Origin of the sequence: Fibrobacter sp. UWB4, from assembly GCF_002210345.1 — a bacterium.
GTDB lineage: Bacteria > Fibrobacterota > Fibrobacteria > Fibrobacterales > Fibrobacteraceae > Fibrobacter.
This window is the reverse complement of sequence record NZ_MWQI01000002.1, coordinates 50,835-76,962: the sequence shown is the minus strand read 5'-3', so window position 1 is coordinate 76,962 and position 26,128 is coordinate 50,835. Positions and strand designations below refer to the sequence as shown.

Here is a 26,128-nt window from a genome sequence, read left to right as displayed (position 1 = left end):
GCGGCGTCTTGGCGCACTTTTAAAGATGTTTCCTTAAAAAAGCTATATATGGTAAAAATAAGGGGACTTGATATGTATGGAGTATATGCGAGAGGATCTTTTTTTACTTTAATTGCAGCTGTAGCAATGCTGTTTCTTGTGGCGTGTTCTGGGGAATCTACAAATGGATTCGCATGGGATGTTGATTGCTCAAATGTTGATTTGAAGGATGATTTTATCTATATCAAATCTGCTGGAAAATCAGTAGTACTAGGTACGGCTCTTAAATCAGCGAAAAGCAATGAACGGCCTGAAATGGAAGTTGCTTTTGATTACAGTTTTCTGTTGGGCAAAAGTGAAATCACTTGTAAAGAGTTTAACGACCTTATGGGAGGGAAAAAGGGGCACCTTACGCTTGATTGTGACAATGAATCACTGCCTGCGGCTAATGTGACTTATTATGATGCCGTTCTCTTTGCCAATGCGAAAAGCAAAAAAAACGGGATTGATTCCGCTTATTCCTATTCTTCAGCGCAATTTGACAAGAACGGCCATTGTGTGTTGCTTGAAGGCTTTAAGTTTAAGCCTGAAGTTGATGCGTTCCGCTTGCCGACAGAAGCTGAATGGGTGTTCGCGTCGGGTCTTTCATTTGATTCGACGAATAGCTGGAATTCAAGTAATTCTGATTTTGCGACACATGAAGTATGCCTGAAGAAAGATAAAAAGGGCTTTTGTGACTTGTCGGGTAATGTAGCTGAATGGGTGAATGACTGGCTTGGAAATTTCCAGGATACGGTAATTTCAAATTATATGGGTGCTTTGAATGGAGGTAACTTTGATGAACGCGTTATTAAGGGGGGTAGCTTTAGGAGCGATCCTTCGACAATAAATCTTTATTCGCGGGGCGATGTCTATACTGTAACGAGTGCAAGTTATTCGGACTATTTGGGATTTCGTCTAGCGTATGGAAAAATCGCAAAACCAGTTTGGCTTGATGCTTCGGGGGAGGCCATTTCTTCGAATATCCTTGTCTTGCCCAATAGGAAAATGTTGTCGTCCCTTTTAGGGACAAACCGTTTGAAACTGGCTTTCCGTAATGATGTCTCTGGAAATTTGGTTTATGTCGATTTGTCAAAGATATCTCCGGTTGCTGTTGAAATAAAGGATTCGCTAGAGGTCTATCATCCTGATATTTCACCGGACGGAAAGCATGTGGCGTTTTGTACTGGACTGGAAGGTATTGCCGGTAAATCAACGGTCTATGTTCGCGATCTGAACGAAGTGGGAACGAATCTTGTTAAGCTGGATGTCAAATCTGCTGCGATTCCGCGTTGGCGCGTCCTTGAAAATGGGGATACGGTAATTGTCTATGTTACAGATGCTGGAAACAATAAAGAAAAGTCTGATTTCTTTTCGCAGAGTACTTGGCAGGTTCCTTTTTCAAAGGGAGCCTTTGGCAAGCCTGTTAAGCTTTTCGATGGCGCTTATCATGGGGGAATTAGCAATGATGAAAAGCTCTCTGTCTCTGGGGCGCGTCTATTGCGGGCCCGTGTTGCAAAGAACAAGTCTACGGTAACATCCAAAGCTGTCGATACGGTATGGTTCAATAGCGATCAGGCTTGCAACGCTTCATTGAACAGGAATTCTAAACAAACGCTTTTTCTGGATTTTGCAGGAAAGACTGGGACCGAATTTGTTGGAAAAAACTATCAGGTGCATGAACGTTTGCTTGTTGCCGATGAGCAAGGAAAATTGCGTACTTCTGTTGCTGCCCCAAAGGGTTATACATTCGATCATAGCGAATGGGTCCTGAATGAAGACAATTTTGCGGTGGTTACACTTACAAATTTTGATGGTGCGCATCAGAAAATTGCGCTGGTGAATATAAAAACAGGCTCTATAACGAATCTTGTTGAGGGCGATGAACTTTGGCACCCTTGTTTCTGGACACCATTTGATAAAACGACGAGTGAAACTAGTTGGAGCGAAGACAGCGTGGGCGTGTATCTTTCTGCGGAAAATCTGTCTGCTAGTGAATTATCCCGTAAAATGCTTGCTTTCTGGACTTTTAAGGATTCCATAGAATTGATTGGACTTGGCAATTCTCGTATGAGATCTGGTTTTAATCCGCTTGATATGAGTGTTCCTTCCTTGAATTTTTCTGGAATTCCCTGCGACATGCATTGCATCCATTATCTTTTTAAAAACTATGTTTCAAATCAATGTCCAAAATTGAAATATGTTGTTGTAAGTCTTGATTTTGATATGTGGTTCAATTATGATGGGCATACGGATGTTGATAGGAATATGAGCGGTTCTTTGGGCTTTGAATATGATGTAAATCATGAGTTTTACCCAGAAGGGGTTGATTCTTCGTTTGTCAATTTGGTAAAGCTTAATTCACCTGTTGATGCTGAAGAGTTTGTTGCCCGTAAAGGCTGGTTTGAGAGTATGGAAAAACGTGGATGGACTGATGAAAATGGCGTGGCTGAAATTGATATAGATTCAACGTGGAGTACTTGCCTGGTGGATAAAGATTATGCTGAATGTGTTATTGACAATAGAAGTGAAATCTGTCGTTCGACTTACCATTTAGAAAATTGCATGCCGGATTCGAATGTGAATATGTGTTTGGCCTATCATCCTTTCAATGAATGCCTTTCGGATTTCTTTAGTAATTACGAAAAGCTGAAAGATCTTGTCCGTTTGGCGAAAATGCAAAATATCACAGTTGTTGGGGTTACATTCCCTGTAAGTCCGTATTATAAAAAAACAGGTTCCTATTCGCGTCATGGAATGCTGCGTAGCCATGCAGAAAAATTGATTGAAGAAATGCGCCGAATGGAGGATGAAAATTCGAATTTTATTTTCATGGATGAAAATAAAATGGGCGATCACGATTACCCAAGTTCGATGGCTCATGATTATGATCATTTGAATAAGTTTGGTGCCGAAAAATTTTCTGCGCGTCTCGATTCTCTGATAAAGTCTTTGCGAAAATCAAAGTGATTGACTTTCTAGGGCTTGCAACTTGTTTTTGATAATCGTTTCTGTTGTTCTTTTTGCAGTTTTCCCACTGACGGATACCGATATCTGGTGGCACTTGGCCTGTGCGCGCAAATGGGTGACGACCTGGACGCCTGTGCGTGAGCCTGTTGTGAATGTACACGAGTATTTTCAGCAGGTGGTGGCAATTGTCTATGATGTTGGCGGTGCTCCGCTTTTAGTCGTGTTCAAGGCGATATTGTGGGGGCTTGTATTTGCGTTGTTTTTGCGTGGCGTGAAATGCCGCAATTTGATGTCTTCCGCGATTGCTGTGGTTATCCTCTTTATTTTCCGATACCAGCTTGAAATTAGGCCAGTGCTTTTTAGCTTGTTGTTTCTCGGGATTTATTGGAATGTGTTGCCGTGGTTGTTCCGTTCCCGAAATGAAATGCGCGGATTATGCGCGAATCGCGTTGCCAAGCCGCATAATGTCGTGAAAACAGCGGGGGCGGCGGTCTTGATTCTAGCCATACAATGGTTGTGGTGCCGGTTTCAGGGACTTTATATTTTAGGCCCGCTTTTTGCACTTTTGATTTTATGGGCGAATGGGTGGAGCCGTCGCTGGGGTGCGTTTGTCGTATTGCTGTTTGCAATGCCGCTCTTGCATCGCGATGGACTGAACTTGTTCCTGTATCCGTTTGGCTTGCTGGACCGTTTGCTAGGGCTTTCTCCTTCGGCAGCGTTTTTTGCGAGTGAAATTGCGGAGAACCGTTCGCCCATTACGCTTTTGAAGGCTGGGGAGAACGTTTTGCAGTCGGCGCTGATGGTTGTATTTTCTTTGGCGGGGATTGTTGCGTCGGTTCGTCATTTGCGCCGTTCTGAATCGGTTTGGCTTTTGACAACTGCGATTCTTGCTCTTGTTGCCGAACGCAATTTCGTTCTCTTTTTGCCGGTGTTTTTCGCAGTAGGCGTCAAATGCTGGCCTCGGTTATGTCTATGCAAGCAGAGTCACGATGTTCGACCTTCGCGTTTGCCCAATCGTCTACCGCCTGCTGCCTACCGCCTGCTTCCTACTCTCCTTATCGCCTTTACCCTTGGTCTTTGGGCGAAATCCCTTGCGTTTTATGACCGTTCCATGGTTGCGTACCAGCGTGTGCCTGTGGCGGCGACGCAGTGGATGCTTGAAAATCCGCATTCGGGCAGGCTGTTTAACGATGATCGCGCCGGCGGCTATTTGGCGTTTATGAATCCATCTGATTCGACATTCATCGATGGACGTTTTATCTTGAAAACGGCGGAATTTTTTGAAAAATATTTGCAGTACGCCGAGTCCCCGCAAACATTCCTCCACGATGCCGATTCGCTGGATATCGACCGTGTCGTGCTTCCTTTGCGCTATTATGCGAGGTGGGATAAATTGCTTGGAACCCTTGATTCTAGCGAAAAATGGCACGTTGCGTACCGTGATTCTCTTTTTGTCGTGATGGATCGCACAGCGCATTAAAACGTAAGACTAAAAAAACTTAAATTTAGTCGCTAATAATTTATTTTTAGATAGATTTAACGGCCCTTTGGGCATAGGAGTTGTGTATGAATCGTTTGGTCAAGTTGGGACTTGCTGGCTTGTTTGCTTTCGGACTCGCCGAGGCCAAGGTGAATTTCCCGTTTCCGCAAATGTCCGATTACGGTGGAAATGCGACGCTTTTGAGCGACAAGGCTAAAGCTTCCGAAGAACTGAAATCCCAGTTTGCCTATTGGATGAAGACCATGTACAACGAAGACGGTGATGTCGCCGGTGTGCGTTCTGATCCGGGTTCCAACGAATACTTCTCGGAAGGTGTCGGCTACGGTATGCTTTTGATGGTTTACTTTAGCGACAACACGACCAGTTATCAGCTGCAATTCGACAAGATTTGGAACTTCTACAAGAAGATGATGAACGAAAACGGCTTGATGGTCTGGAAGGTCGGTAACTTGAACCAGGCTTATGACAAGGGTGCTGCTCTTGATGGCGATATCGATGCCGCCGCAGCCCTCGTGATGGCTTATTACCAGTTTGGCGATGAAAAGTACAAGGAAGATGCCAAGAAGCTCATCCAGTCCATGAAAAAGTTCGAGTTTGAATCGAACGGTTTGCACTTGCCGGGCGACAAGTGGGGCGATGCCGGCTACAACCGCAAGAACCCGGGCTATTTTGACCCGGCCTATATGCCGCTTTTTGCTTTGGTCGATACGGAAAACGCGAGCTTCTGGAGCGAATCCGCATACGATGCCAACATGAAGCTTTACGAAGCCAGCTCTGCTGAAGTTTCGACGGGCCTCATTGATGACTGGACCGACAAGAACGGCAAGAGCGAAGACGACTATTACAGCTACGACGCTTCCCGCGCTCCGTGGCGTAACGCAAAGGCTGTTTGCTGGCATGGCGATAAACGTGCACTTGCACTCGACAAGAAAATGGCTGAATTTGTTTCTACCGTCAAAGCAGCCGACATGAAGGGTCCTGTGCTCAGAAAGTCGGGTAGCCTTGGCAACGATCACAACAGCACGTTCGTGACTTCCCTCATGACTTCGCTTATCTCTGATGCAAAGTACCAGGCCAAGCTCGATGAATACTGGAAGGAAGCCGTCGCTCTCGGTGACGAAAACTACTTCAACCAGTCCCTCAAGCTTTTGAATGGCTTGCTTGTTTCGGGTAATATGCCGAACCTTGCCGCTGCAAATCCGTCTCAGCCGACTTCTTCGAGTTCTGTGAATCCGGGGTCCAGCTCTAGCGAAGGTACAATTGCTTTGCCGACAATCATGGCGAAATCCCCGAAGATGACTCTCTCCGGCAGGACTCTCCAGATTGCAGCAAATGGCAATGTCCGTGTAGATTTGATTTCTATGACGGGCAGCGTGTTGAAGTCTTTTGACCGTCAGGCCAAAGGCTCGTTGAATGTTTCGCTAAAGGCAGTCCCGAACGGTCTCTATGTTGTCCGCGTGAAAAATGCAGGCGTCACGAGCCTCAAGAAGATCAAGTTGGATTAAATCATAAAATGAATTTTCTGGCTCGGTTGAGCCTGAATGACAAAAGTCCGGGAATTTGTGATTCTCGGATTTTTTTTATTTGTAAATGTTTGTTTGCTTTTTTACAGACATATTGTATCGTCCAAGTGAAATATTTACGGCTAAATTCTGTAAAAATTAAGTTACTTGGTGTGCTTTTTTGCCTAAATTCTTGAAAATTAAGCAATTTATGCCTTTCTTGTAAAGATATTATATACTTAAACTTATTTTGTATGATTTGTTTACTAAATTTATTTGACCTTAAAATAAACTAAAAAAAGGCAAATAAATGAAAACAACCAAAAAAACAACCTTATTCTTGGGCTTGGCATCAGCAATGGTGTTTGCTCAAGAAGCTTCTCCTTGTATTCCGTTTGTAAACGGAACGGGCGATTATGACAAGCATTGTTATAATTCAGGTCTTCTCGATATGGCTCCGGGCAAGTGCTATACCATCAACCCGGATCGTATTAAGGAAGGCGTCCCGCAGTGGATTAACCAGATGGTTTCCCAGACTTGGTGGTGGACTGAAACGCCTTGCATCGAAGCTGCTTCCAGCTCCAGCGCAGAAAGCTCCAGTTCTGTCGTCTCTAGCTCTAGCGAAGTCTCTTCCAGCTCTGTAGAATCCAGCTCCAGCGTGGAATCTAGCTCCAGTGCAGAAAGCTCCAGCTCTGTTGTCTCTAGCTCCAGCGTAGAACCGATCGTTTCTACTTGCATCGAGTTCAAGAACGGTACGGGCAACTACGGCGACCACTGCTACAGTTCTGGTCTTAAGGAAATGGCTCCGGGCAAGTGCTACACCATGAACCCGGACCGCAAGAACGAGAACCCGCTCTGGATCAACGAAATCGCCACCCAGACATGGTGGTGGGTTGAAACTCCGTGCGGTGTTGAACTTTCTAGCTCCAGCGCAGAAAGCTCCAGCTCTGTCGTCTCTAGTTCTAGTGAAGAATCTTCTAGCTCTGTTGTATCCAGCTCCAGCGAAGAATCCTCCAGCTCTGTTGAATCTAGCTCTAGCGAAGTCTCTTCCAGCTCTGTTGAATCCAGCTCCAGCGAAGAATCCTCCAGCTCTGCTGAATCCAGCTCCAGCGAAGAAGAATATATTGTAATTACCAGTTCCTATAATCCGGATTCCAGCTCTAGCGAAGAAAGCTCCAGCTCCGAAGAATCTAGCTCCAGCGAAGAAAGCTCCAGCTCCGAAGAATCCAGCTCTAGCGAAGAATCTTCTAGCTCCGAAGAATCCAGCTCCAGCGAAGAATCTTCTAGCTCTGAAGAATCCAGCTCTAGCGAAGAATCCTCTAGCTCCGAAGAATCCAGCTCCAGCGAAGAATCTTCTAGCTCCGAAGAATCCAGCTCTAGCGAAGAATCTTCTAGCTCCGAAGAATCCAGCTCCAGCGAAGAATCCTCCAGCTCTGTTGAATCTAGCTCTAGTGAAATCGTCGTCTCTGCTTGCATCGAGTTCAAGAACGGTACGGGCAACTACGGCGACCACTGCTACAGCTCTGGTCTTAAGGAAATGGCTCCGGGCAAGTGCTATACCATGAACCCGGACCGCAAGAACGAAAACCCGCTCTGGATCAACGAAATTGCTACCCAGACTTGGTGGTGGGTTGAAACTCCGTGCGGTGGTACGGTTGTCTCTAGCTCTAGCGAAGTCGTTTCTAGCTCCAGCGAAGAATCTTCCAGCTCTGTTGAATCCAGCTCCAGCGAAGAATCCTCCAGCTCTGCTGAATCCAGCTCTAGCGTGGAATCTTCCAGCTCTGTTGAATCTAGCTCTAGCGAAATCGTCGTCTCTGCTTGCATCGAATTCAAGAACGGTACGGGCGACTACGATCAGCATTGCTACAACTCTGGTTTGAGAAACATGGGTGCTGGCAAGTGCTACACCATGAATCCGGACCGCGTCCGTGAAGGTGTTCCGCAGTGGATTAACGAAGAAGCCTCCCAGACCTGGTGGTGGGTCGAAACCTCTTGCGGTGAACCTGAAGTCGTGAAGCCGAAGGCAGATCCGGTTATTTCCAAGGCTAATGGCCGTAACAACGGTACGCTCGATGTCGTTGCCGCAGTTGCAGCGAAGGCTAGCTTGGTTGTCATGAACAACACCTTGAACATCGCAACGACCTCCAACGGCGTGAAGTCCGTGAAGATCTTTAGTGTTCGCGGTGACATGCTGCTCTCTGAAACATTCTCCGGTGCTGCAAAGACCGTTGACATGGCTCAGTTTGCTGGCAAGGGTGCTGTGATTGTTCGCCTCTCCGAAGGCCGCAAGGTCCTCGCTACGAAGCGCGTTGCAGTCCGCTAATTCGTTAACGATTTAAGTCAAATTGTGAAAAAGGGCTTCCTCGAAAGAGGAAGTCTTTTTTTATCGTCATGTTGAGGGACAAAGTCCCGATATACGACACTTGCTACTTAAGTAGCTTAGTGGAGTTATGCCCTTTGGGTAAACATCCAGTTAAATCTTGTAATGAGAAAGCTGGATTTAACTGGATCCTTCCGCTTCGCGTTAGGATGACGAGAATGTGGGATGACGATGCAAAAAAAAGGAACCCCGTCGGGGGTTCCTTTTCTAATGTTTAGATCCTTCGACTTCACTCAGGATGACACTGTCTACTGTCTACTTCCTACTGCCTACTGGCCGCAGGGCCGTTCACCTTATTCGCACGTTCGAGTTCGCGAGCGTTGATGATGAGCATCTGCAAGCGGTTCTCGATGTTGGCAAAGCTGGTATCCGGATCGTAGTCCAAGCTCAGGATTTGCACGTGCGGGCAACGTTCCTTTACAGCCTTCGTGAGGCCACGGCCACTGATGTGGTTGGCGAGGCAGGCGAACGGCTGCACAATGATGAAGCTGTTGATGCCGTGCTTCGAGTTGTAAAGGATTTCAGCCGGGATGAGCCAGCCTTCACCCGTGTTGTATGTCGGGTCGATAATGCCGTCAATGTAGTTCACGAGTTCGAAGCAGTCGGCGTGGTGTTCGTAGAGCTTGAACGACTGCATGACTTTCTTGGCTGTTTCTGCGGCGTGTGCAAAGAGCTTTGCGGTGACGCTTCCTTCGATACGGTCTGCAATCGGGTTTGCCGAGAATCCGCGCTTGATCTTTTCGGCGCGGACAACTTCGTCAACGCGGAAGAAGTCCATCATGCCCGGGAGGTAAACTTCCATACCGTTGTCCATGAGGTAGTCTTCGACATGTCCGTTTGCGCTCGGGTGGTAGTTCATGAGGATTTCGCCGAGCACGGCAACGCGCGGCTTGCGGATGCCCTTCTGACGGGCTTCCGTGATTTCGACCTTGTTGAATTCGTCGATGCACTGGCGAAGCATTTCGACAAGGCGCTTAGCAGAGCCGAGTTCCGTCTTCTTGAGGGTGGCGGCGGTCTTCATCAGTTCCGGCATCCACTTGCTGTAAATCTTCTTGGAATCACCCTTGTGGATTTCGTAGGGGCGGAGTGCACGGTAAGCCGTTTCGATGGCGTCCATGAATGCAAGGCCCCAGAGCGTGTGGAGACGGAAGTCGAGCCCGAGCTGGAATCCCGGATGCATGCCTTTATAGTCGATGCCGGTCGTGATGATGGAAACGTCCTTGTAACCCGCTTCGTCAAGAGCTTTACGGCCAAGCACGGAGTACTGCACAGCGCGGCAGTTTTCGCAGTTCTTGGCAAGGCACATTGAAACTTCGGTCTGCGGAACGTTCGGGTGTTCTTCGAGCCACTTGAGGCATTCGCCAATGTTGATCTGGCACGGGAAGCAAATGTCGTTGTGCACGTACTTCTTGCCGAGTTCAATAGCGCGCTTGTCTGCAACCGGGAGGTAATCCGAGAGGTAACCCTTGCCTTGGATGTAGGAACTTGCGAGAATGGCAAATGCAGGCGAGAGGTTCGGTGTCAAGATGATACGCTTGGTCTTGTCGCTCGCCACGTACGGCGTGTGGAACTGCGGTTCGTTCGAAATCGGCTTGTCCGGGAGGTTTGCCGCACGGCGGGCCTTCACGGTTTCGATAAAGCTCTTGATGCGGATGCCCACCGGGCCTCTTGCGTCACCTTCGTCGAGCTTGAGCATGAGCATTTCCTTGTTGGAATCGCGGTGCATCATGCGCATCATTTCATCGGTCAATACGGAGTCATGTCCGCAACCGAAGCTCACGATCTGGGCAAGTTCAACATGCGGGTCTCTTGAAGCAATCATCGTTGCGCCGAGCATGCGCAAGTGGAACGTGTTCTTGATTTCCACGCGGGTGTGGCTCGGAACATCCTGGTCATAAACGCCCGGGAGCGATTCGGTGGTGAGCACCGGAATGCCCATGGCGGTAAAGTGGCTTGCAATGTTGTGGTTGATGAGCAAGTCGGCATGGTAGGGGCGGCCTGCAATCACAACGGCAAAGCTGTCGTTTGCCTTCACTTCGTCGAGAATCTTTTGGCCTTCTTCGAGGAGTGTGGTGCGGTAATTGTTGAGTGCCTTTTCGCCTTCCGTGACTGCCTTGTCCAAAATCTTTTTGTCAATGTTCCAGTTGTCGTGGAACCAGTCGATGGTCTGGCTTCTGCGGAGCTTGGTGTTTGCCCAGTGGAAAATCGGCTGGTCCATCGGGATGCCGTAATTCTTTTCGGGTTCGTCCGTGTTCTGGCAGATGTTCGGGTAACCTTGCACGACCGGGCAGACCGTCGTGGCGTTAAACTTGGTGTGGTCGCTTGGGAGCGAAATCATCATCGGGAAGAAGATGCGGTCGACCTTCTTTTCGATGAGGCTCAGCACATGGCCGTGGACGAGCTTGGCCGGGAAGCAGACTGTATCCGAAGGCACACTGTGAAGACCTGCTTCGAACATCTTGTAGTCGCTCTGGCGGCTTACGACAACGGTGTAACCAAGGGCTGTGAAGAATGCTTTCCAGTAGGGGAGGCTGTTCCAGAATTCGAGTACGCGCGGGATACCGATGGTCTTTCCGTTCTGCGGCAAGAGAATCTGCGGAGCGTAGTCCTTGACCAGGAGCTGGTTTGTGCGCTTGATCATGTCCGGCACGGCCTGCATCTTCTTGTTGATTTCGGCGATGAGCTTCTTTGTGGCCGGATCGTTCGGGTCGGCGGTGACTTCGCCGCGTTCGCAGCGGTTGCCTGTCACAAAGCTCTGGCCATCACTGAAGGTGACGATGGTGCGGGAGCAATGGTTGGTGCAGTACTGGCAGAGCTGACCCGGCTGGTTGTGCCAGCTGAAGGTGCGCATGGCTTCAAGCCCGATAAACTTACTTTGCACGTTCGGGTCGGCAGCACGCTTTTCTTCCATGAACTTCTTCGTGAGGAGAGCGATACCGATAGCGCCCATTTCGCCCGGGCGTTCCGGACGGATGGCCTTGAGGCCCGTGTACTGTTCGAAGGCGCGGAGAACGGCGTTGTTCTTGAACGTACCGCCCTGCACCACGACCTTCTTGCCGAGCGTATTCAGGTTGCGGATGCGGATGACCTTCGTAAAGACGTTGTTGATGATGGAACGGCAGATACCCGCGATGATGTCTTCGGGCTGCTTGCCATCGCGCTGTTCCGTGATGATGGAACTGTTCATGAACACGGTGCAGCGGCTGCCGAGTTGAGACGGACTCTTGGAGTTGAAAGCGAGTTCCGCAATCTTTTCCATCGGGATGCCGAGGCTGCGGGCGTACGTTTCGATGAATGAACCGCAACCCGAGGAGCAGGCTTCGTTGAGGATGATGCCCGTGACGACGCCGTCTTGCACGGAGATGGCCTTCATGTCTTGACCGCCGATGTCCAAGATGAACGAGACGTCGGGGCAGAGGCGCTGGGCCGCGTTTGCGTGGGCGACCGTTTCCACCGTGTGGTAGTCGGCGTGCACGGCCTTTGCAAAGAGCTGTTCGCCGTAACCGGTTGTACCCACGCCCAAGATGTTGAGCTTCACGCCGTATTCTTCGTAGCGGTCGGCGAGGTCCACCATGGCGCGCTTCAAGACGGCGAGCGGTTCACCGTCGTTACTCGCGTAGAAGCCGTCGATGACCTTTTCGTTTTCGTCGATGAGCACGAACTTCGTGGTGGTAGAACCTGCGTCAATGCCCAAGTAGGCGTTGATGGTCGTGCCGGAAGGCGGCTGCGGGTAATGGTTGTCCGCCATCTTGTGTTCTTCGAGGAACAGCTTGTATTCTGCTTCGCTCTGGAAGAAGAGGTCGGAGGCTGCCTTGGCCTTGTTCTCGGCCTGGCGGATTTCGTTAAAGTGAACGAGTGCGTCGAGAGAACCCTCTTCGCGGTACATGCATTCCTGGTTCGCGAACATGGAACCGTTAGCGAGTGCGGCGCCCATGGCAACGAGCACTTCGGAATGTTCCGGGACAATCGCCTGTTCATCGGAGATGCCCAAGCGTTCCTTGAAAGCCTTCACGAGAGTCGGGTTGAACGTTAAGGGACCACCTTCAAAAATGACAGGCGGCTTGATTTCCATACCTTGGGCAAGGCCACCGATGGTCTGCTTTGCGATAGCGTGGAAACTCGAAAGGGCGATATCTTCTTTGGCGATGCCGTTGTTGAGCATCGGCTGGATGTCCGTCTTGGCGAACACGCCGCAACGGCCCGAGATTTCATAGACTTTTTGGCCACGCTTGGCGTAGCTTTCGAATACTTCCGTCTTGATGCGGAGGAGTTCCGCGACCTGGTCGATAAATGCACCCGTACCGCCGGCGCAGACACCGTTCATGCGCATGTCAGAGGCGATGAGCTTACCGGTGGTCTTGTCCTTTTCGAAGAACACAACCTTGGCATCCTGACCGCCGAGTTCGATGGCGACCCTGGAATCGGGGTAGGTGGCACGCACCGCAAGTGCGTTTGCGACTACTTCTTGCACAAAGAAGGCGTGAGTGGCCTCGGCGAACGGCTGACCGCCGCTACCGCAGAACGTGACCCTGAAGTTCTTGCCCGGGAAAAGGGCATGGGCTTCGCGCAGGACCTCGTAGACCTTTTTCGCCTGCATGGCGTTATGACGCTGATATGTATAGTGTAAAAGCTTAGATGTCTCGGGATCGACTACAGCAATTTTCACAGTGGTGGAGCCTACGTCGACACCCACCCATAAATCGTTCATAGAAGTATTCATAGTGAAGCCAAATTTAGTTTTTTTTCATTATTTGAAAATGACTTTTGGCGTTTAAGGCGATAAAACGCGCAATTTGGCGAATTTTAGGTAATTGCTCGCATGTGCAGTGGACAAGGCTGTTGGTCATTAGTCATTGGTCATTAGAAGGGGAGTGCGGTGGTGGTACAAATGCGTCATCCTGACGACCGTAGGGAGGAAGGATCCAGTTACGGTCATTGATCCTGAGTCATCCTCGACCGTCAGGGAGGAAGGATTCAGTCACTTCTAGTGTCATCCTGAGCGAAGTCGAAGGATCTTTAAAACTGATGAATTTTGTATATTCAGTTGTATGAAATGCCGCGTCGGAATGAAAAAAGCCGTTCTTTTAATTGCTGCCAGCCTTGCTTTGGCGAATGCTAGCCAATATAATATAAAGAGTGATTCGCTAAAAAACGAGCTTTGGCTTGAAGCCGAAAAGGCCGAATCCATCAAAATATGCTTGGACACGCCCGTCCGCGAATGGAAAACTTCGCTGAGTACGGTGGAACTCAACGATTCCTGCCTAGCATTCCAAGCTCCGACGCTTATTGGTGTTGAAACTCTTAACGTGTATTTCCCAAACTCGGATAGTTCCCATAAAATCAATCTAGCTGTCGGGATGAGATATCTTGATTTCAAGAACGAAAAAGTATTACTTGGATATAATGAATACCCTGAAGATATCGCAGCAACATCTGATTATTTTACAAACACAGATCCGGAAAGGTTTGTATCTGTAACAGGGACTTATCTAGTAGATAAATATCCCATAACCAATTGCGAAATTACACAATTGTTATGGGATGATATACCCGATACAACTCCAAAACTAAACCCAACATTAAAGGAATTTGCAAACAATTGGATTTCCCGAAAAAAAAGAAGCATTCGTAATGAAAACTGCTCAACTAAAGATTCTGCAGCAAACACCTTATTCTTATATCAAATAATGAAATACGCGAATGCACGCAGTATTCGTGAAGGGCTTAAACCTTATTACCATTTCACCACAGCCAGTCAGAGTTCCTTATCAGAAAACCAATATTTTTCCATCAGCTATCTAGACTTTACAGATCATGAAGATGGAGATATTTATGTTTTAATTGACACATATTCAGATGGCTATAGAATTCCTTATTACAATGAATGGATGATGTTTGCTCGTGGTGGAGACAAAAAAAACGAAGCACCTTGGGGCAACTACAGTTCAGCAACTCTCGAAAATGCACAAAAATACGCTAAACTAGTAACAGGAAAAGGTTGGAATTCAGAACCAGTGGGTCAATTATTACCTAATGGGTATGGCCTATATGACATATTTGGACTTGTATGGGAACATGTTTTTTTGGACAATTCTAATATATTTCCAGATCAAAACGGGAATCCCTCTCGCATGAAAGGGGGCAACAATCGTTCATTAAAAGAACATCCAGCAGGTAAAGCAACAGCTGAGCCATATTGGAAGGATTTAAATTATGGTTCTTCACAGCCAAATTGGGGAGGGTATTTTGGAGGAGGCCGCCTAGTCCGCAACATCGGCAACAACATCAAATGGACTGAAGCCAAGTCCGAATCAAAGTGAAAAAATAAATTTTTTCTGACAAAAAATGAACCCTTTATAATCAAGAAATTTTTGCCTTTTTTTGTATATTACGCCGTATGAATAGTCATGTCGGAATGAAAATAGCTTTTCTTGCTGCAATAATCCTCAGCATTGCTTGCTCGGATAAAGAACCGAGTGCAGAAGACTTGTTGAACAATGCTCAAAGAAATGTTGTCTTGCATCGAGATTCTTTAGGCCCTGAAACATGGATTGAAGTTGAAAAGAACGATTCCCTCAACATTTGCATGGATTCAAAAGTCCGCGCATGGGAAACTTCGTTGGAAACCGAAATTCTCAATGATTCATGCTTAAAAGTTCAAATTCCGACGCTTATCGGAGTCAATACAATTAATGTGAAGTTTCCAGATTCAGACAGTGCCTATAAAATCAATCTGGCCGTCGGCATGAAGTATCTGAATTTAAAAAATGAAGAGGTTTTACTTGGTTTTAACAAATATACCGAGCAAGACATAAGGATGTTTCAGCACATCAATGAGGATCCTGAAAGGCTGGTTTCAATCACAGGAGCATACTTAATCGATAAATATCCAGTAACTAATTGTGAAATCATTCAAACAATGTGGGATAGTATTCCATTTCAATCAACCTATCCGGGTGGCTTTTTTAAAGATCTTGCTGAGCAATGGATTCTAAGACAAGGAGCAAGTGTTCGCTACGAAAATTGCCCAGTCCATGACACTGCAGCAAGTTCAATTTTCTTGTTTCAAGCAATAAAATACGCAAATGAGCGGAGCAAACGTGAAGGTTTAAAGCCATATTATGTTTTTTCCAAAACAACAAAAGACAATCAAGCAATTATATCAAGAAAAAAATACATCATTAGTTACCTTGATTTCAACAATCCAAAAGACGCTTATATTCAGGTATCCGTTGATGAATCATCAGATGGGTACAGACTCCCATATTACGATGAATGGATGATGTTTGCTCGTGGCGGAGATAAGAAAAAAAGAGCTATTTGGGGTAACTATTTACCATCTTTACAGTATGCCCAGAGGTATGCAAATTTTGGCATAGGAAATGGATATACACAGCCTGTGGGACAATTAAAACCAAACGGCTATGGATTATATGACATATTTGGGCTCGTATGGGAACACGTCCTTTTCGAAGAAGATAATCCATTTTCTGTACAAAGAGGGAGTCCATCATGTTTAAAAGGAGGGAACAATAGAGCTTTGCTAGAACCAACGCTAGAGGTAACATATGAACCATATTGGAAAGACATTACTTATGGTTATTCGGAACCTAATTATACAGGAGGCAGAGCTGAAGGTTTCCGCCTCATCCGCAATATCGGCAATAACGCTAAATGGACAGAAATTAAAACCGTTGATGAAAATTAGTGATTAAATAAAAAAATCTATTTTATCTACGATGAATAAAAAATATTTAATATTCGTTATAGTTTTTTTTGTTGTTATTTGGTCGGTTCATGTCGTTCCGTATTTGTTGATTGCGAAAAAATTTAATCTCAATCGTGAATCTTTAGGCGCGGAAACTTGGCTCGAAGTCGAAAAGAACGAAACCGTCAAAATTTGCGTTGCCGCAAAAGTCCGCACGTGGGAGACTTCGCTGAATACAGAAATTCTAAACGATTCGTGTCTAAAAATTCAAATTCCAACGCTTGTTGGCGTCAACCCAATTAATGTGAAGTATCCAGATTCTGACAGCGTCTATAAAATCAATTTAGCTGTCGGTATGAAGTATTTGAACTTCAAAAATGAAGAAACTTTATACGGAAATGACGATTACCAAATGAATCCTTATGAAGAAAAAATCGTATATGTTACGGGTTCCTATTTAGTTGATAAATACCCTGTGACTAATTGTGATTTTTTACAACTGTTATGGGATGAAATTCCTCTAAATTCTCCCCAAATAGATACCATGGAAAATGACTTTACAAAATTTTGGGTACAAAAAAAGGAATCAAGAAAAAATAACGAAAAATGTATTACCCATGATTCTGCAGCAAGTACAATTCCTTTATATTTGGCGATGAAATATGCCAATATTCGCAGTCTTCGCGAAGGTCTAAAACCGTATTATATCTTTTCAAACACTAGTAATAAATTTGTACAAATTGATCGCAAAGCGAGGTCTGTCAATCGTAACGGAGTTGAAGAAGTTCCCGAGCATCATTATTTTATCGTTTACCATGATTTCATAGAGCATGAAAATAACTTGATAGAAGTTTATGATAATTCGTCTTCTGATGGTTATCGGCTTCCTTATTATGACGAATGGGTTATGCTCGCTCGTGCAGGTGATAAAAAGAATAATGTGCCCTGGGGTAATTCAACTTCTTTTAACGAAATTTCTAAATACGCAAAATTTGAAGATAAGGTAAGTTGTTCTGATTTAAAGGATTTAGGTCTTTTACAAAAGATAATATCATTTTTTCATTGGTGCAAAAATGATTATGAATCAGGACCTGTTGGAAAACTCTTGCCTAATGGATTTGGCCTATATGATATGTTTGGATTAGTTGAAGAACAAGTTCTATTTGAAAAGCATAATTATTCAAGAGATAATTATAATGTTTTTTTTACCATTGAACCTAAAGAAGAAAAAAAGAGAAACCCATTAAGATGCATAGATGATTGCCCAGCTTGTTTAAAAGGTGGAATCCGTCGTTCAGACTTGGAAAGTATTAGTTACGATTACATTTCAAACGATTATTTTCCTAAATACGCTGGCGGTTTCCGCCTAGTCCGCAACATCGGCAATAATGCCAAATGGACAGAAGTAGAATCTAATTGACAAATGCAGAACCGAGTGATTCCGGTTCTCATTTTTGTATATTCCATTGTATGAAAATATTTTTGTTGTTCCTAACAATATGCTTTGCGCTTGCGAATGCACAAGGCATCAATCCTAGTAAAGATTTGAAAAACATTCCAGAAGATAAAATTCAAAGAACGTTTAAGGTAAGCCGCGATTCCCTGCGAAAAGAACTTTGGCTCGAAGTGGAGAAAAATGAAATTGTCAAAGTCTGCATAGATAAAAAAGTTAAGGATTGGAAAACTTCATTGAAATCAAGTATTTACAATGATTCATGTTTCGTGCTCCAATTGCCGACGCTTATTGGGGTTGAATCTATCAATGTTTATGTTCATAAAAGCAATAAAACCCATAAGATTAATTTAGCGGTAGGCATGAAGTATTTGAATTTTAAAAAAGAAAAGGTTCTGTTAGGATTTAATAAATTTGAAGACAGAAAAGGGGATATTTTCAATCCTCATTCACCAGAAAGCGATCCAGAAAGGTTTGTATCTGTCTCAGGAACATATTTAGTCGATAAGTATCCCGTAACAAACTGCGAAATAACGCAGTTAATGTGGGATTCGCTCCCAGCAAATCCTTCGTTTGTAAACAAACAATTAAAAGAATTTGCAGAGCAAAGGACATCCAGAAAGAATAATAGCATCAGAAATGAAAACTGCGTAACCCACGATTCTGCAGCTTGCTTAATTTCATTGTTACAGGCAATGAAGTATGCTAATGCACGCAGTTCTCGAGAAGGGCTGAAACCATATTACATTTTTTCAGCGAACGATTATGATGAATCAAAAATCTTATCAAAAGGCCGGTACGTCATAGGCAATTATGATTATGACTTGTACACTTACAATAGATTCATTCTAGTTGAAGTCGACAAAACCTCCGATGGATACAGATTACCCTATTATGATGAATGGATGATGTTTGCACGTGGTGGCGATAAAAAAAATAAAGCTCCATGGGGTGATTCATCCGTAGCATTTGAAGAAACCGCCAAATACGCACGATTTGCAACATGGAAGCATTACTACGAATCAGAACCTGTAGGACAGTTGCTTCCCAATGGATATGGTCTATACGACATATTCGGCTTAGTCTATGAGCATGTTCTCTTCGAAGAACGCAATCCTTTTAAAGGTCTTCAAGGTCGACCATCTTGTTTGAAAGGCGGTGACCACCATGTCAAAAAAGAATACGAACAAAATTCCATTGATATGTTTCCTTATTGGAAATGGATAAACTATGGATATTATGAATCAAATTATAACGGCGGAATGGATGCTGGCTTCCGCCTCATCCGCAACATTGGCAACAACGCCAAATGGACAGAAGTAAAATCTAAATGACAAATGAAGGACCAAGCTATCCCAGTCCACTTTTTGTATATTCAATTGTATGAAAATATTTTTGTTGTTCCTAACGTTATGCTTTGCGCTTGCGAATGCTCAGTTCTATTACGACAAGCATGGAGAAAGCCGCGGTGCGTATAAGGACTGCTTGGAGTATTCAAAGCTTGTTGGGCTCGCCGAAAGATTTAATGGCCCGATTTTGGTGAAAAAGCCTGTCAAAGGTGTCAAGCCAAGAAAAAATTTGGAAAAGATTCCTGAAAATAAAATCCAAAGAACATTTAATGTAAGTCGCAATACATTGAACAAGGAAAACTGGCTCGAAGTAGAAAAAAACGAAATCGTTAAAATTTGTGTTGACGAGCCTGTTGTCGCATGGGAAACTTCCTTAAAAGCGATTATATCTAGCGATTCGTGCCTGACATTCGAAACACCGACGCTTGTTGGAGTTGAAACACTTAGGGTGCATTTCTATAAAGAATACATGCCTTACTACATCAACTTCTATAACGACATATATTCCTACGATATATCACTAGAAACTACTAACTATTAACTAGTAACTACTTCACAAAATTCTATCTTATCTCCCGTGAATAAGAAATACATTATCCCTGTCGTTATTTTTTCGATTTTGTTGTTGCTCCCGTTTGGTGTGCAGGCAGTGAACGACTTGCGTGGCGAAAAGCGCTTCCAGCCGTTTGACATATTCAAGGACGTGGTTTACACTCCGATTGTGCGCGAGAAAAAGGTCGCTGCGGCTGCGGACTCGCTCGATGTGAAGTGGCGGGCGGCGCGCGAGGCGATTGCTGCGGGTGTAGAGGTTGCTGATGCACTGGAGCCTGTGACGTCTTCGCTTTCGGACTTGGAAGCGGCGGTGCTTTCGGTGAATACGTATGCCGAACTCGATACATCTGAAGCTCGTTACAAGAGCCTCAAGTTGGCAGATACGCTCATATCGAAGCTGGAGGACGAACCGGAATCGTTCCCGCAGGCGGATTCTTGCATCAAGGCTCTCGTGGCGGATCTTGGTCATGTGTCGCTGTGGCGTGCTTTCTTGGATGTGAAGCATTACGGCGTGTGGACGAGCCGCTATTTGCGTGCTTTCGAAAATAAGATTGATGACGAGAGCGCTATTGTGTTGGCGTTGCGCCCCAAGTACCAGCTTGCGGTGTGGAACCTCTTTAGCGATCCAGGCGAGAAGGTCGTTCTTGGCGCTGCTGGCGATTGCATCGGCAAGTCGTGCGGCAGGGAAGAGGCCAAGCCCGAAGACAAGTGGCTTTTCTACCGCCAGGATGTGGAATTCCTGGTGCAGCCGTCTCCGCTTGATGTGCGCAGTGCAAAGCTCGACAATCCAGTGAAGGCGATTGAAAAGTTCCGCGACCAGCTCAAGGCGAAGGGCGTGGAACTCTTGGTGGTGATTACTCCGGGCAAGCCGAGCATTTATACCGAACGTTTGACGGGGCGCGATTCTCGAGTCGCGGGTGCTGGAAATGCTGCCGCGGTCGGGAATGCCGCCGGCCTCCAGTCGCATGGCAAGAAGATTTTGGATTCGCTCACGCGTGCTGGCTTTAATACTGTAGATTTGTACACGCCGCTTTTGGCCGCGAAGTCCCGCGATTCCGTTGAAGGTGCGCTTTACCTGAACGACGATACGCACTGGACACCGCGCGGTGCGGAACTTGCGGCTGACGTGATTGCGAAGAAAGTCCGCGAAATGGTGGATGCGGGAATTGTCAAATTCCGCAAAACTGATGATGTGCGCTACATAGCTTCTGATTCCATCGCAGACCGCATGGGGGATGTAGGCGAGATGAGTGGACTCAACAAGTTCGGCGTGTTCAAGGTGCAGAAGGTGACTGGGCATGTCGTGATGCAACAGAATATCAAGGAACGCACCGAAAAACTCCCAATGGATACTGCTTGCGTTGCTGCGGCTAAGAATGCTTGCAAAAAGAGCGATTCTTGCTTTATTGCTCAGTCTGCACTTTGCGAGCGAGACACCGTGCTTTACGACACCTCAATCACTCCATTCAAGGATGATTTCCGCAAGTCCGAAATCTTGATTCTCGGTGATAGCTTCAGCCGCATTTACCAGACCGATTCTCCGGTGAACGCCGGATGGATCGCGCATTTCGCAAAGAACATGAACCGCTCGGTCGCATCCATCGTGAGTGACGGTGGCGCCTCGACGCTCGTCCGTGAAAAGCTCGCCCGCAAATCTAGCGTGCTCAAGGGCAAAAAGCTCCTCATTTGGGAATTCGTGGAACGCGACCTCCGCTTCGGCGCTGAAGGCTGGAAGGCTATTGAGTTTTGAGTTCTAAGTTACTAGTTACTAGATTGTTTTTCTAGATTCTTTAGTGACCCCGAATTGTATATATTTAATCTGAGGATAGAAAATGAATCTGAATGTTTATAATTTTGGAAAAATTAAGTCGGCGGAAATTGATTTAAAAGGGTTGACTGTTATTGCTGGTTTAAATGATACTGGGAAAAGTACTGTTGGAAAAATTTTGTATGGTGTTTTTAATTCGGTAAAAAATATTGATCGAGCAATAACGAACGCAAAAATGCGGGCTCTTCAAAAAGCAATTTGGGAGAGCCTTTTTAATGATCCTGATGGATCTGTTCAGTTTAGATTGAATCGTAGCATTTATTATGGTTTTTTAGATGATCTGTATATTGTTAAAGAAAATAGAGTGGATTTTGATGCTTTATTTGAGTATTTAAAAAAGAAGGAATCCGTTTATAAATTTGATTTGACAGAAAAAATTAAAATACGAATACGGGAATCTGTTAATGCCATTCTATCGGTTTCTAATGACCAATTTGTCAAGTCTATAGTAACGGAACGATTTCGTGATATTTTCAATGGTCAAATAAATGATGTTCGGAAAAGTGATTTGGATGCGCAAATACATTTGAAAGTTAAACAGAAAAAATTGGATTTTGTTTTTAGAAAAGACGAGTTGGAGTCTTTTAATAAGGAAATCTCTTTAATAAACTCTGCAACGTATATTGAAAATCCGTCTGTGTTAGATAGTTTAAACAATTCTATTTATGGATCGTCTTTGTTGGAAGATTTAACAGAAAAAATAAATAATACGTATTATGACGATGATGACGATTATACTGCATCAGGACGAGTTGAAGATCGTGTTTTGTCCAAACAGCTTGCTCTAAAAAAAATTGAACAGATAGTAGCTGAATTGAATGGTGTTGTTCCTGGAAATATTGATTATTCTGATGGAGAGTATGTATACAAAGAAGATGATGGACTGCCGTTGAATGTCAGTTCATTATCTACAGGTTTCAAGTCCTTTGCTTTGATTAAACAGCTGTTGTTGAATCAACAATTGCGTGAACGTGATGTTTTGATTCTTGATGAACCAGAAGTGCACCTGCATCCTGCATGGCAGTTAAAGTATGCTGAAATAATTGTTCTTTTGCAAAAGATTTGTAATTTAACCGTTGTTGTAACGACTCATAGTTCTCATTTCTTAGAAGCTTTGGACTTATATTCAAAAATTCATAAAACAAATGAATGTTGCTCATATTATTTTGCTTCGTTAGATGAATCTCAAAGAAGTTCTTTTGAAAATATTGCAGGAAATTTAGATGTTATTTATCGTAGTCTTGTCGAACCAAATTTCCTTATCGATAAAATAAAAGAAGAAAAAGGCATTGAATAATGAGTAAATACCAAGATTTTTTGCATTTGTTAAAATCCTATTGTGCAAAAAAGAATTGTTCTACCAATATAGAAACAACTCTGAGAGATGCTTCACTTAATGATACTGATCCAACCAATCCAAAGTATATTACGCTGAATCAAAATTTAAATGCCATTTCAATGGACTCGATTGCGCAGAATGTAGTGCGAAAAATTCATTTTGCTGGTTCTACGAAGAATAGTGATTCTCCGGCGTCAGTAGATGCCTTTTTGATTGATGCTAGTGGAAAATGGTATTTTATTGAGTATAAAAATCAAAAATTAGCCAAGACTAAGGAAAAATGTATAGAAAAATCATATTCAAATGTCTTTTGGCTGATGAAAATTCTCGAGGAATTGAAAAATGAGGGGCGTTTTTTATTTAAAGATTTTAGTTCGTGTCCGTCAGAAATCAGTCCTTTTGATTTCGTAAAAGAACATTGTCATTTTGTTCTTGTAGCGTGGGATAATGGCGAAGATGTGCAATATCTTGCAAAAATGAGGGAAGCTAAAAAAGCCCATCTTCCACTTCCTGATTCGTTTACTTTTTTAAAAAAGCTTGAATCGTATGTTTTTAAATCTGCACAAGCATATACAGCGAATGAATTTAATCAGAGTTTTGTACAAAATTTTCAGTATTAAGATTTAGCAAACATCGATATTTCCAATAAAAATTTAAATTTTGAATGCTTTAACCCTTATTACTTAAAAATTATGCCAAGACATGGAACCCCGACGCCGGGACAGGCGATCCTCGAAGGAATTGAATGGCTTAAAATCGACAAGCCGGAATTTGCACGCAGGGTGGGCGTTTCTGTAGAAATGCTCGACCAGCTCATTGCAGGTGAAATCAGCATCTCGACTGAGATGGCGAACGCTCTCGAATCCGTGACCGGCAGTCCCGCCGCCTACTGGAAAATGCTCGAGCGCAAAAGCCGCGCTTCTCGATAGATGGGAGATGCCCGCTCGGAGGCGGGCATGACAAATTAGAGTGGTTTTGCCTGACTATATAATTATTATACTTGCGATATGAATATTAAAGATGCCGTTTCTTTCATGTGCGACCTCGCCAAGGGCGAAGCCGAACAGTTCGATGTTATCGCTTCTAACACCCATTCCGAAGGTTTGTCTGTCTTTCAGGGGCAAGTGCAGAATACCGAAATCTCGGATTCCGTAGGTCTCGGGGTCCGCGTCATTAAGGATGGTCGTCCGGGTTACGCGCATACGGAACGCTTGACGGATGAAGCTTTACGACAGACGCTCAAGGACGCTCTTTGCCACACGCAGTGGACCGAAAAAATCGATATTACGCTCCCCAAGGCGGTGGAACTCCCGAAGGACGAACCGAATTACAATCCGGCGCTGGAATCGCTAGACCTTGCAACGATGAAGGATTTCTGCATCGAACTTGAAAAGGCAACTTTTGCAAAGTCCAAGGAAATCGAGAACATCCCGTACCTCGGTGGCGATATCGAACGTGATTATTCTGTTGTCGCAAACAACACGGGGCTTTTCTACGAGGCTCGTTCGAATTGCGCTTCTGCGGGTGCAGGTGCTGTCGCAAGCCGGGGTGGCATCAAGAAGCTTGGCAACTTTGTCAAGAATGGCCGCGACTGGAACGAATTTTCGATCGATGAAATTGCAAGCAAGACCGCCGAATACGCTACGGAACTTTTTGGCGCCAAGAAAATTGAAGGCGGCAAGATTCCGGTAATCCTTTCGGAACGCATCTCGGCGCGTTTCCTCGGCATGTACAACCAACCGTTTTTCGCTGAAACCATGCAAAAGGGACAATCCCGTTTGGACGGCAAGGAAGGCGAAAAAGTCGCAAGCGATGTGTTCTCGCTTTGGAACGATCCGACCGGCGAAATGTTTGAGCACAAGTTCTATTTCGATTCCGAAGGTTGCCTCACCAAACGCGTGAAGGTCGTCGAAAACGGCGTTTTCAATTCGGCGCTTTATAATCTCGAAACGGCCGCCAAGGCGGGCCGTGAAACAACCGGCAATGGCGCTCGCAGCTTTGGCAGCAAGATGTCTACGAGCTTCTACAACATGCTCGTGCCGCCAGGAAACATGACGACGATGGAACTTCTGAAGCTCTTCCCGAAGTGTTTGCTCGTGGTGCGCCTGGAAGGCAATTCCGGCTGCAATTCCGTGAGCGGAGAACTCAGCATCGGGGCACACGGTTTCTGGTGCGAGGACGGGGCTATTAAACATCCGGTCGATGGCGTCACGCTCAGCGGGAACTTCTTCGATATTATCAAGAACATCGTGGCGGTTGGTAATGAATACCGTGATCCGTTTGCAAGCTACAAAGTGCCTGCACTTGCCGTGAGCGAATTAAGCGTGAGCGCCTAACGCTCTGCTTTCAGCAAGTTACATTTCGGCGGGCTTTGTCCCGCTTTTTTCTGTATAAAAAATGCTGCAAGAACTTTCCTTGGGGAGGTGGATCCTTTTCAAGCTCTTGCAGCACTATGTTTGAGGCGTTTTTTTTTATACTATTACGGGTTGTATTTTTCGCTGTGTCGGTCAAGAGGAACTTTACCGACTGAAACCGTATTTGTCGTGTGGCAATACAAGTCGTGCGGTGTGACGAACATGGCCTGCTGTTTCTTGGCGTTTTCAATCAAATCCTTGATGCTGTCAACGACAATGCCGCTTGCCTTCAAGAGCGATTTCAAGAAATCTTCGATGGCATTGCTCAAGAAGTTACTCTTCAACAGGTAAACGTGATCTTCGTTTTTCTCGTCAACGAGATCTTCCAAAACTTCTTGGGCGGATTCCGTTACCGGTTCGTCGTTTTCTGCGGTGAAAGTCTTGTTGAAGTTGTATTCTGCAGCGTGTTCGGCGTAAAGATCCAAAAGCGTTGCCGTGCGCTTACCGGCTCTGAGATTGGCGTCAACGTCGCCGTTTTTAATATCGATCTTCAAATCAGGATTGTTCTTGGATGCATCCAGATAGCACTGGTACACGTATGAAGAGCAAACCATCGTGTGTTTGCCATCGTGGTATTTTTCATCGATCAATGTCTTCAGTTCGGCGGCTGCAAGCTTTAACAACTTGATAATTGCAGCTTGCTTGAGGCTTACGTGAGAAACGTCCTTGTAAATGAGGATCATGGCAAGCAAAACCAGATTCGAGTAAGGATAAACGAGTCCCTGCTTGACGTAGTCGTATGCGATATCAGTGACTGGTGCCACGATCTTGTCGAAATCGTCTCCGAAACCGCCTTTTTTGGTGATTCGGCGAACGTGTACGCCGCGGGCGTTTGGAGTACTTGTAACAAGATGCATGTTGATGCCGTCTTGCCCAGCGTCTGCTAATGCCGCGTTCTCGCCGTTTTGCATGAATATTGCGCCGTGGGTAACTCTGGAATTGGTAAATGCCATGATGAGGCGGGAAATGAGGTCGTCTGTTTCTCCATCAAAAATGAGAATGTCACCTGGTTTCAAGTCCTTGAGTTCGATTTCTTTTTCTTCTTCGTTTTGGGGCGCATTTTGCGTATTCATGTTTTATTCCTGTATAAAGTTTTTTGTTAATTGCAGAATCA

Annotated in this window: 16 protein-coding genes; 14 read left to right on the top strand and 2 right to left on the bottom strand. The window is 45.2% G+C overall.

The window, feature by feature from the left end:
* Window positions 1-48 precede the first annotated feature (48 nt).
* From B7990_RS05340 to B7990_RS05325, 4 genes are all read left to right on the top strand, one after another.
* Window positions 49-2,988, top strand: coding sequence for a TIGR02171 family protein (locus B7990_RS05340; RefSeq protein WP_254917337.1), 2,940 nt, complete (start codon window positions 49-51; stop codon window positions 2,986-2,988).
* A 22-nt stretch (window positions 2,989-3,010) separates the two neighbouring features.
* Entirely contained in the window at window positions 3,011-4,468 is a 1,458-nt protein-coding gene (locus B7990_RS05335) for a hypothetical protein (protein ID WP_254917336.1), read from the top strand.
* 86 nt (window positions 4,469-4,554) lie between these two features.
* The gene (locus B7990_RS05330) at window positions 4,555-5,994 is read left to right on the top strand and encodes a glycosyl hydrolase family 8 (protein WP_088640000.1); all 1,440 of its coding nucleotides are present in this window, start codon (window positions 4,555-4,557) and stop codon (window positions 5,992-5,994) included.
* Window positions 5,995-6,301: 307 nt separating this feature from the next.
* Window positions 6,302-8,314: a hypothetical protein gene (locus B7990_RS05325; protein ID WP_088639999.1), complete on the top strand. Its 2,013-nt coding sequence runs from the start codon at window positions 6,302-6,304 to the stop codon at window positions 8,312-8,314.
* Between the two features lie 319 nt (window positions 8,315-8,633).
* Here B7990_RS05325 and B7990_RS05320 read toward each other — a convergent pair whose 3' ends face one another.
* Complete coding sequence (locus B7990_RS05320; RefSeq protein ID WP_088639998.1) at window positions 8,634-13,091, bottom strand: acyl-CoA dehydratase activase; 4,458 nt, start codon at window positions 13,089-13,091, stop codon at window positions 8,634-8,636.
* Window positions 13,092-13,437: 346 nt separating this feature from the next.
* On the opposite strand from B7990_RS05320, the gene B7990_RS05315 reads away from it, so the two are divergent.
* From B7990_RS05315 to B7990_RS05270, 10 genes are all read left to right on the top strand, one after another.
* Window positions 13,438-14,691 carry an SUMF1/EgtB/PvdO family nonheme iron enzyme gene (locus B7990_RS05315; RefSeq protein WP_176407220.1) on the top strand — a complete coding sequence of 418 codons (1,254 nt, stop codon included), beginning with the start codon at window positions 13,438-13,440 and terminating at the stop codon, window positions 14,689-14,691.
* 77 nt (window positions 14,692-14,768) lie between these two features.
* Entirely contained in the window at window positions 14,769-16,079 is a 1,311-nt protein-coding gene (locus B7990_RS05310; protein WP_088639996.1) for an SUMF1/EgtB/PvdO family nonheme iron enzyme, read from the top strand.
* Between the two features lie 31 nt (window positions 16,080-16,110).
* Window positions 16,111-17,499 (top strand): SUMF1/EgtB/PvdO family nonheme iron enzyme, encoded by a 1,389-nt coding sequence (locus B7990_RS05305; protein WP_088639995.1) that lies wholly within the window; start codon window positions 16,111-16,113, stop codon window positions 17,497-17,499.
* Complete coding sequence (locus B7990_RS05300; protein WP_254917335.1) at window positions 17,496-18,866, top strand: SUMF1/EgtB/PvdO family nonheme iron enzyme; 1,371 nt, start codon at window positions 17,496-17,498, stop codon at window positions 18,864-18,866. Before B7990_RS05305 ends, B7990_RS05300 begins: the two co-directional genes overlap by 4 nt.
* A gap of 49 nt (window positions 18,867-18,915) precedes the next feature.
* Entirely contained in the window at window positions 18,916-19,422 is a 507-nt protein-coding gene (locus B7990_RS05295; protein ID WP_254917334.1) for a hypothetical protein, read from the top strand.
* Window positions 19,423-19,458: 36 nt separating this feature from the next.
* The gene (locus tag B7990_RS05290; RefSeq protein ID WP_088639992.1) at window positions 19,459-21,183 is read left to right on the top strand and encodes a hypothetical protein; all 1,725 of its coding nucleotides are present in this window, start codon (window positions 19,459-19,461) and stop codon (window positions 21,181-21,183) included.
* An 82-nt stretch (window positions 21,184-21,265) separates the two neighbouring features.
* Window positions 21,266-22,558, top strand: a complete 1,293-nt coding sequence (locus B7990_RS05285) for an AAA family ATPase (RefSeq protein WP_088639991.1) — start codon at window positions 21,266-21,268, stop codon at window positions 22,556-22,558.
* A complete protein-coding gene (locus B7990_RS05280; RefSeq protein ID WP_088639990.1) occupies window positions 22,558-23,220 on the top strand; it encodes a hypothetical protein in 663 nt (220 codons plus the stop codon). Before B7990_RS05285 ends, B7990_RS05280 begins: the two co-directional genes overlap by 1 nt.
* A gap of 72 nt (window positions 23,221-23,292) precedes the next feature.
* Window positions 23,293-23,529, top strand: a complete 237-nt coding sequence (locus tag B7990_RS05275; RefSeq protein ID WP_088629222.1) for an XRE family transcriptional regulator — start codon at window positions 23,293-23,295, stop codon at window positions 23,527-23,529.
* A 78-nt stretch (window positions 23,530-23,607) separates the two neighbouring features.
* Window positions 23,608-24,936 carry a TldD/PmbA family protein gene (locus tag B7990_RS05270; protein WP_088639989.1) on the top strand — a complete coding sequence of 443 codons (1,329 nt, stop codon included), beginning with the start codon at window positions 23,608-23,610 and terminating at the stop codon, window positions 24,934-24,936.
* Between the two features lie 143 nt (window positions 24,937-25,079).
* Here B7990_RS05270 and B7990_RS14930 read toward each other — a convergent pair whose 3' ends face one another.
* Window positions 25,080-26,087, bottom strand: a complete 1,008-nt coding sequence (locus B7990_RS14930; RefSeq protein ID WP_176407210.1) for a hypothetical protein — start codon at window positions 26,085-26,087, stop codon at window positions 25,080-25,082.
* Window positions 26,088-26,128 lie beyond the last annotated feature (41 nt).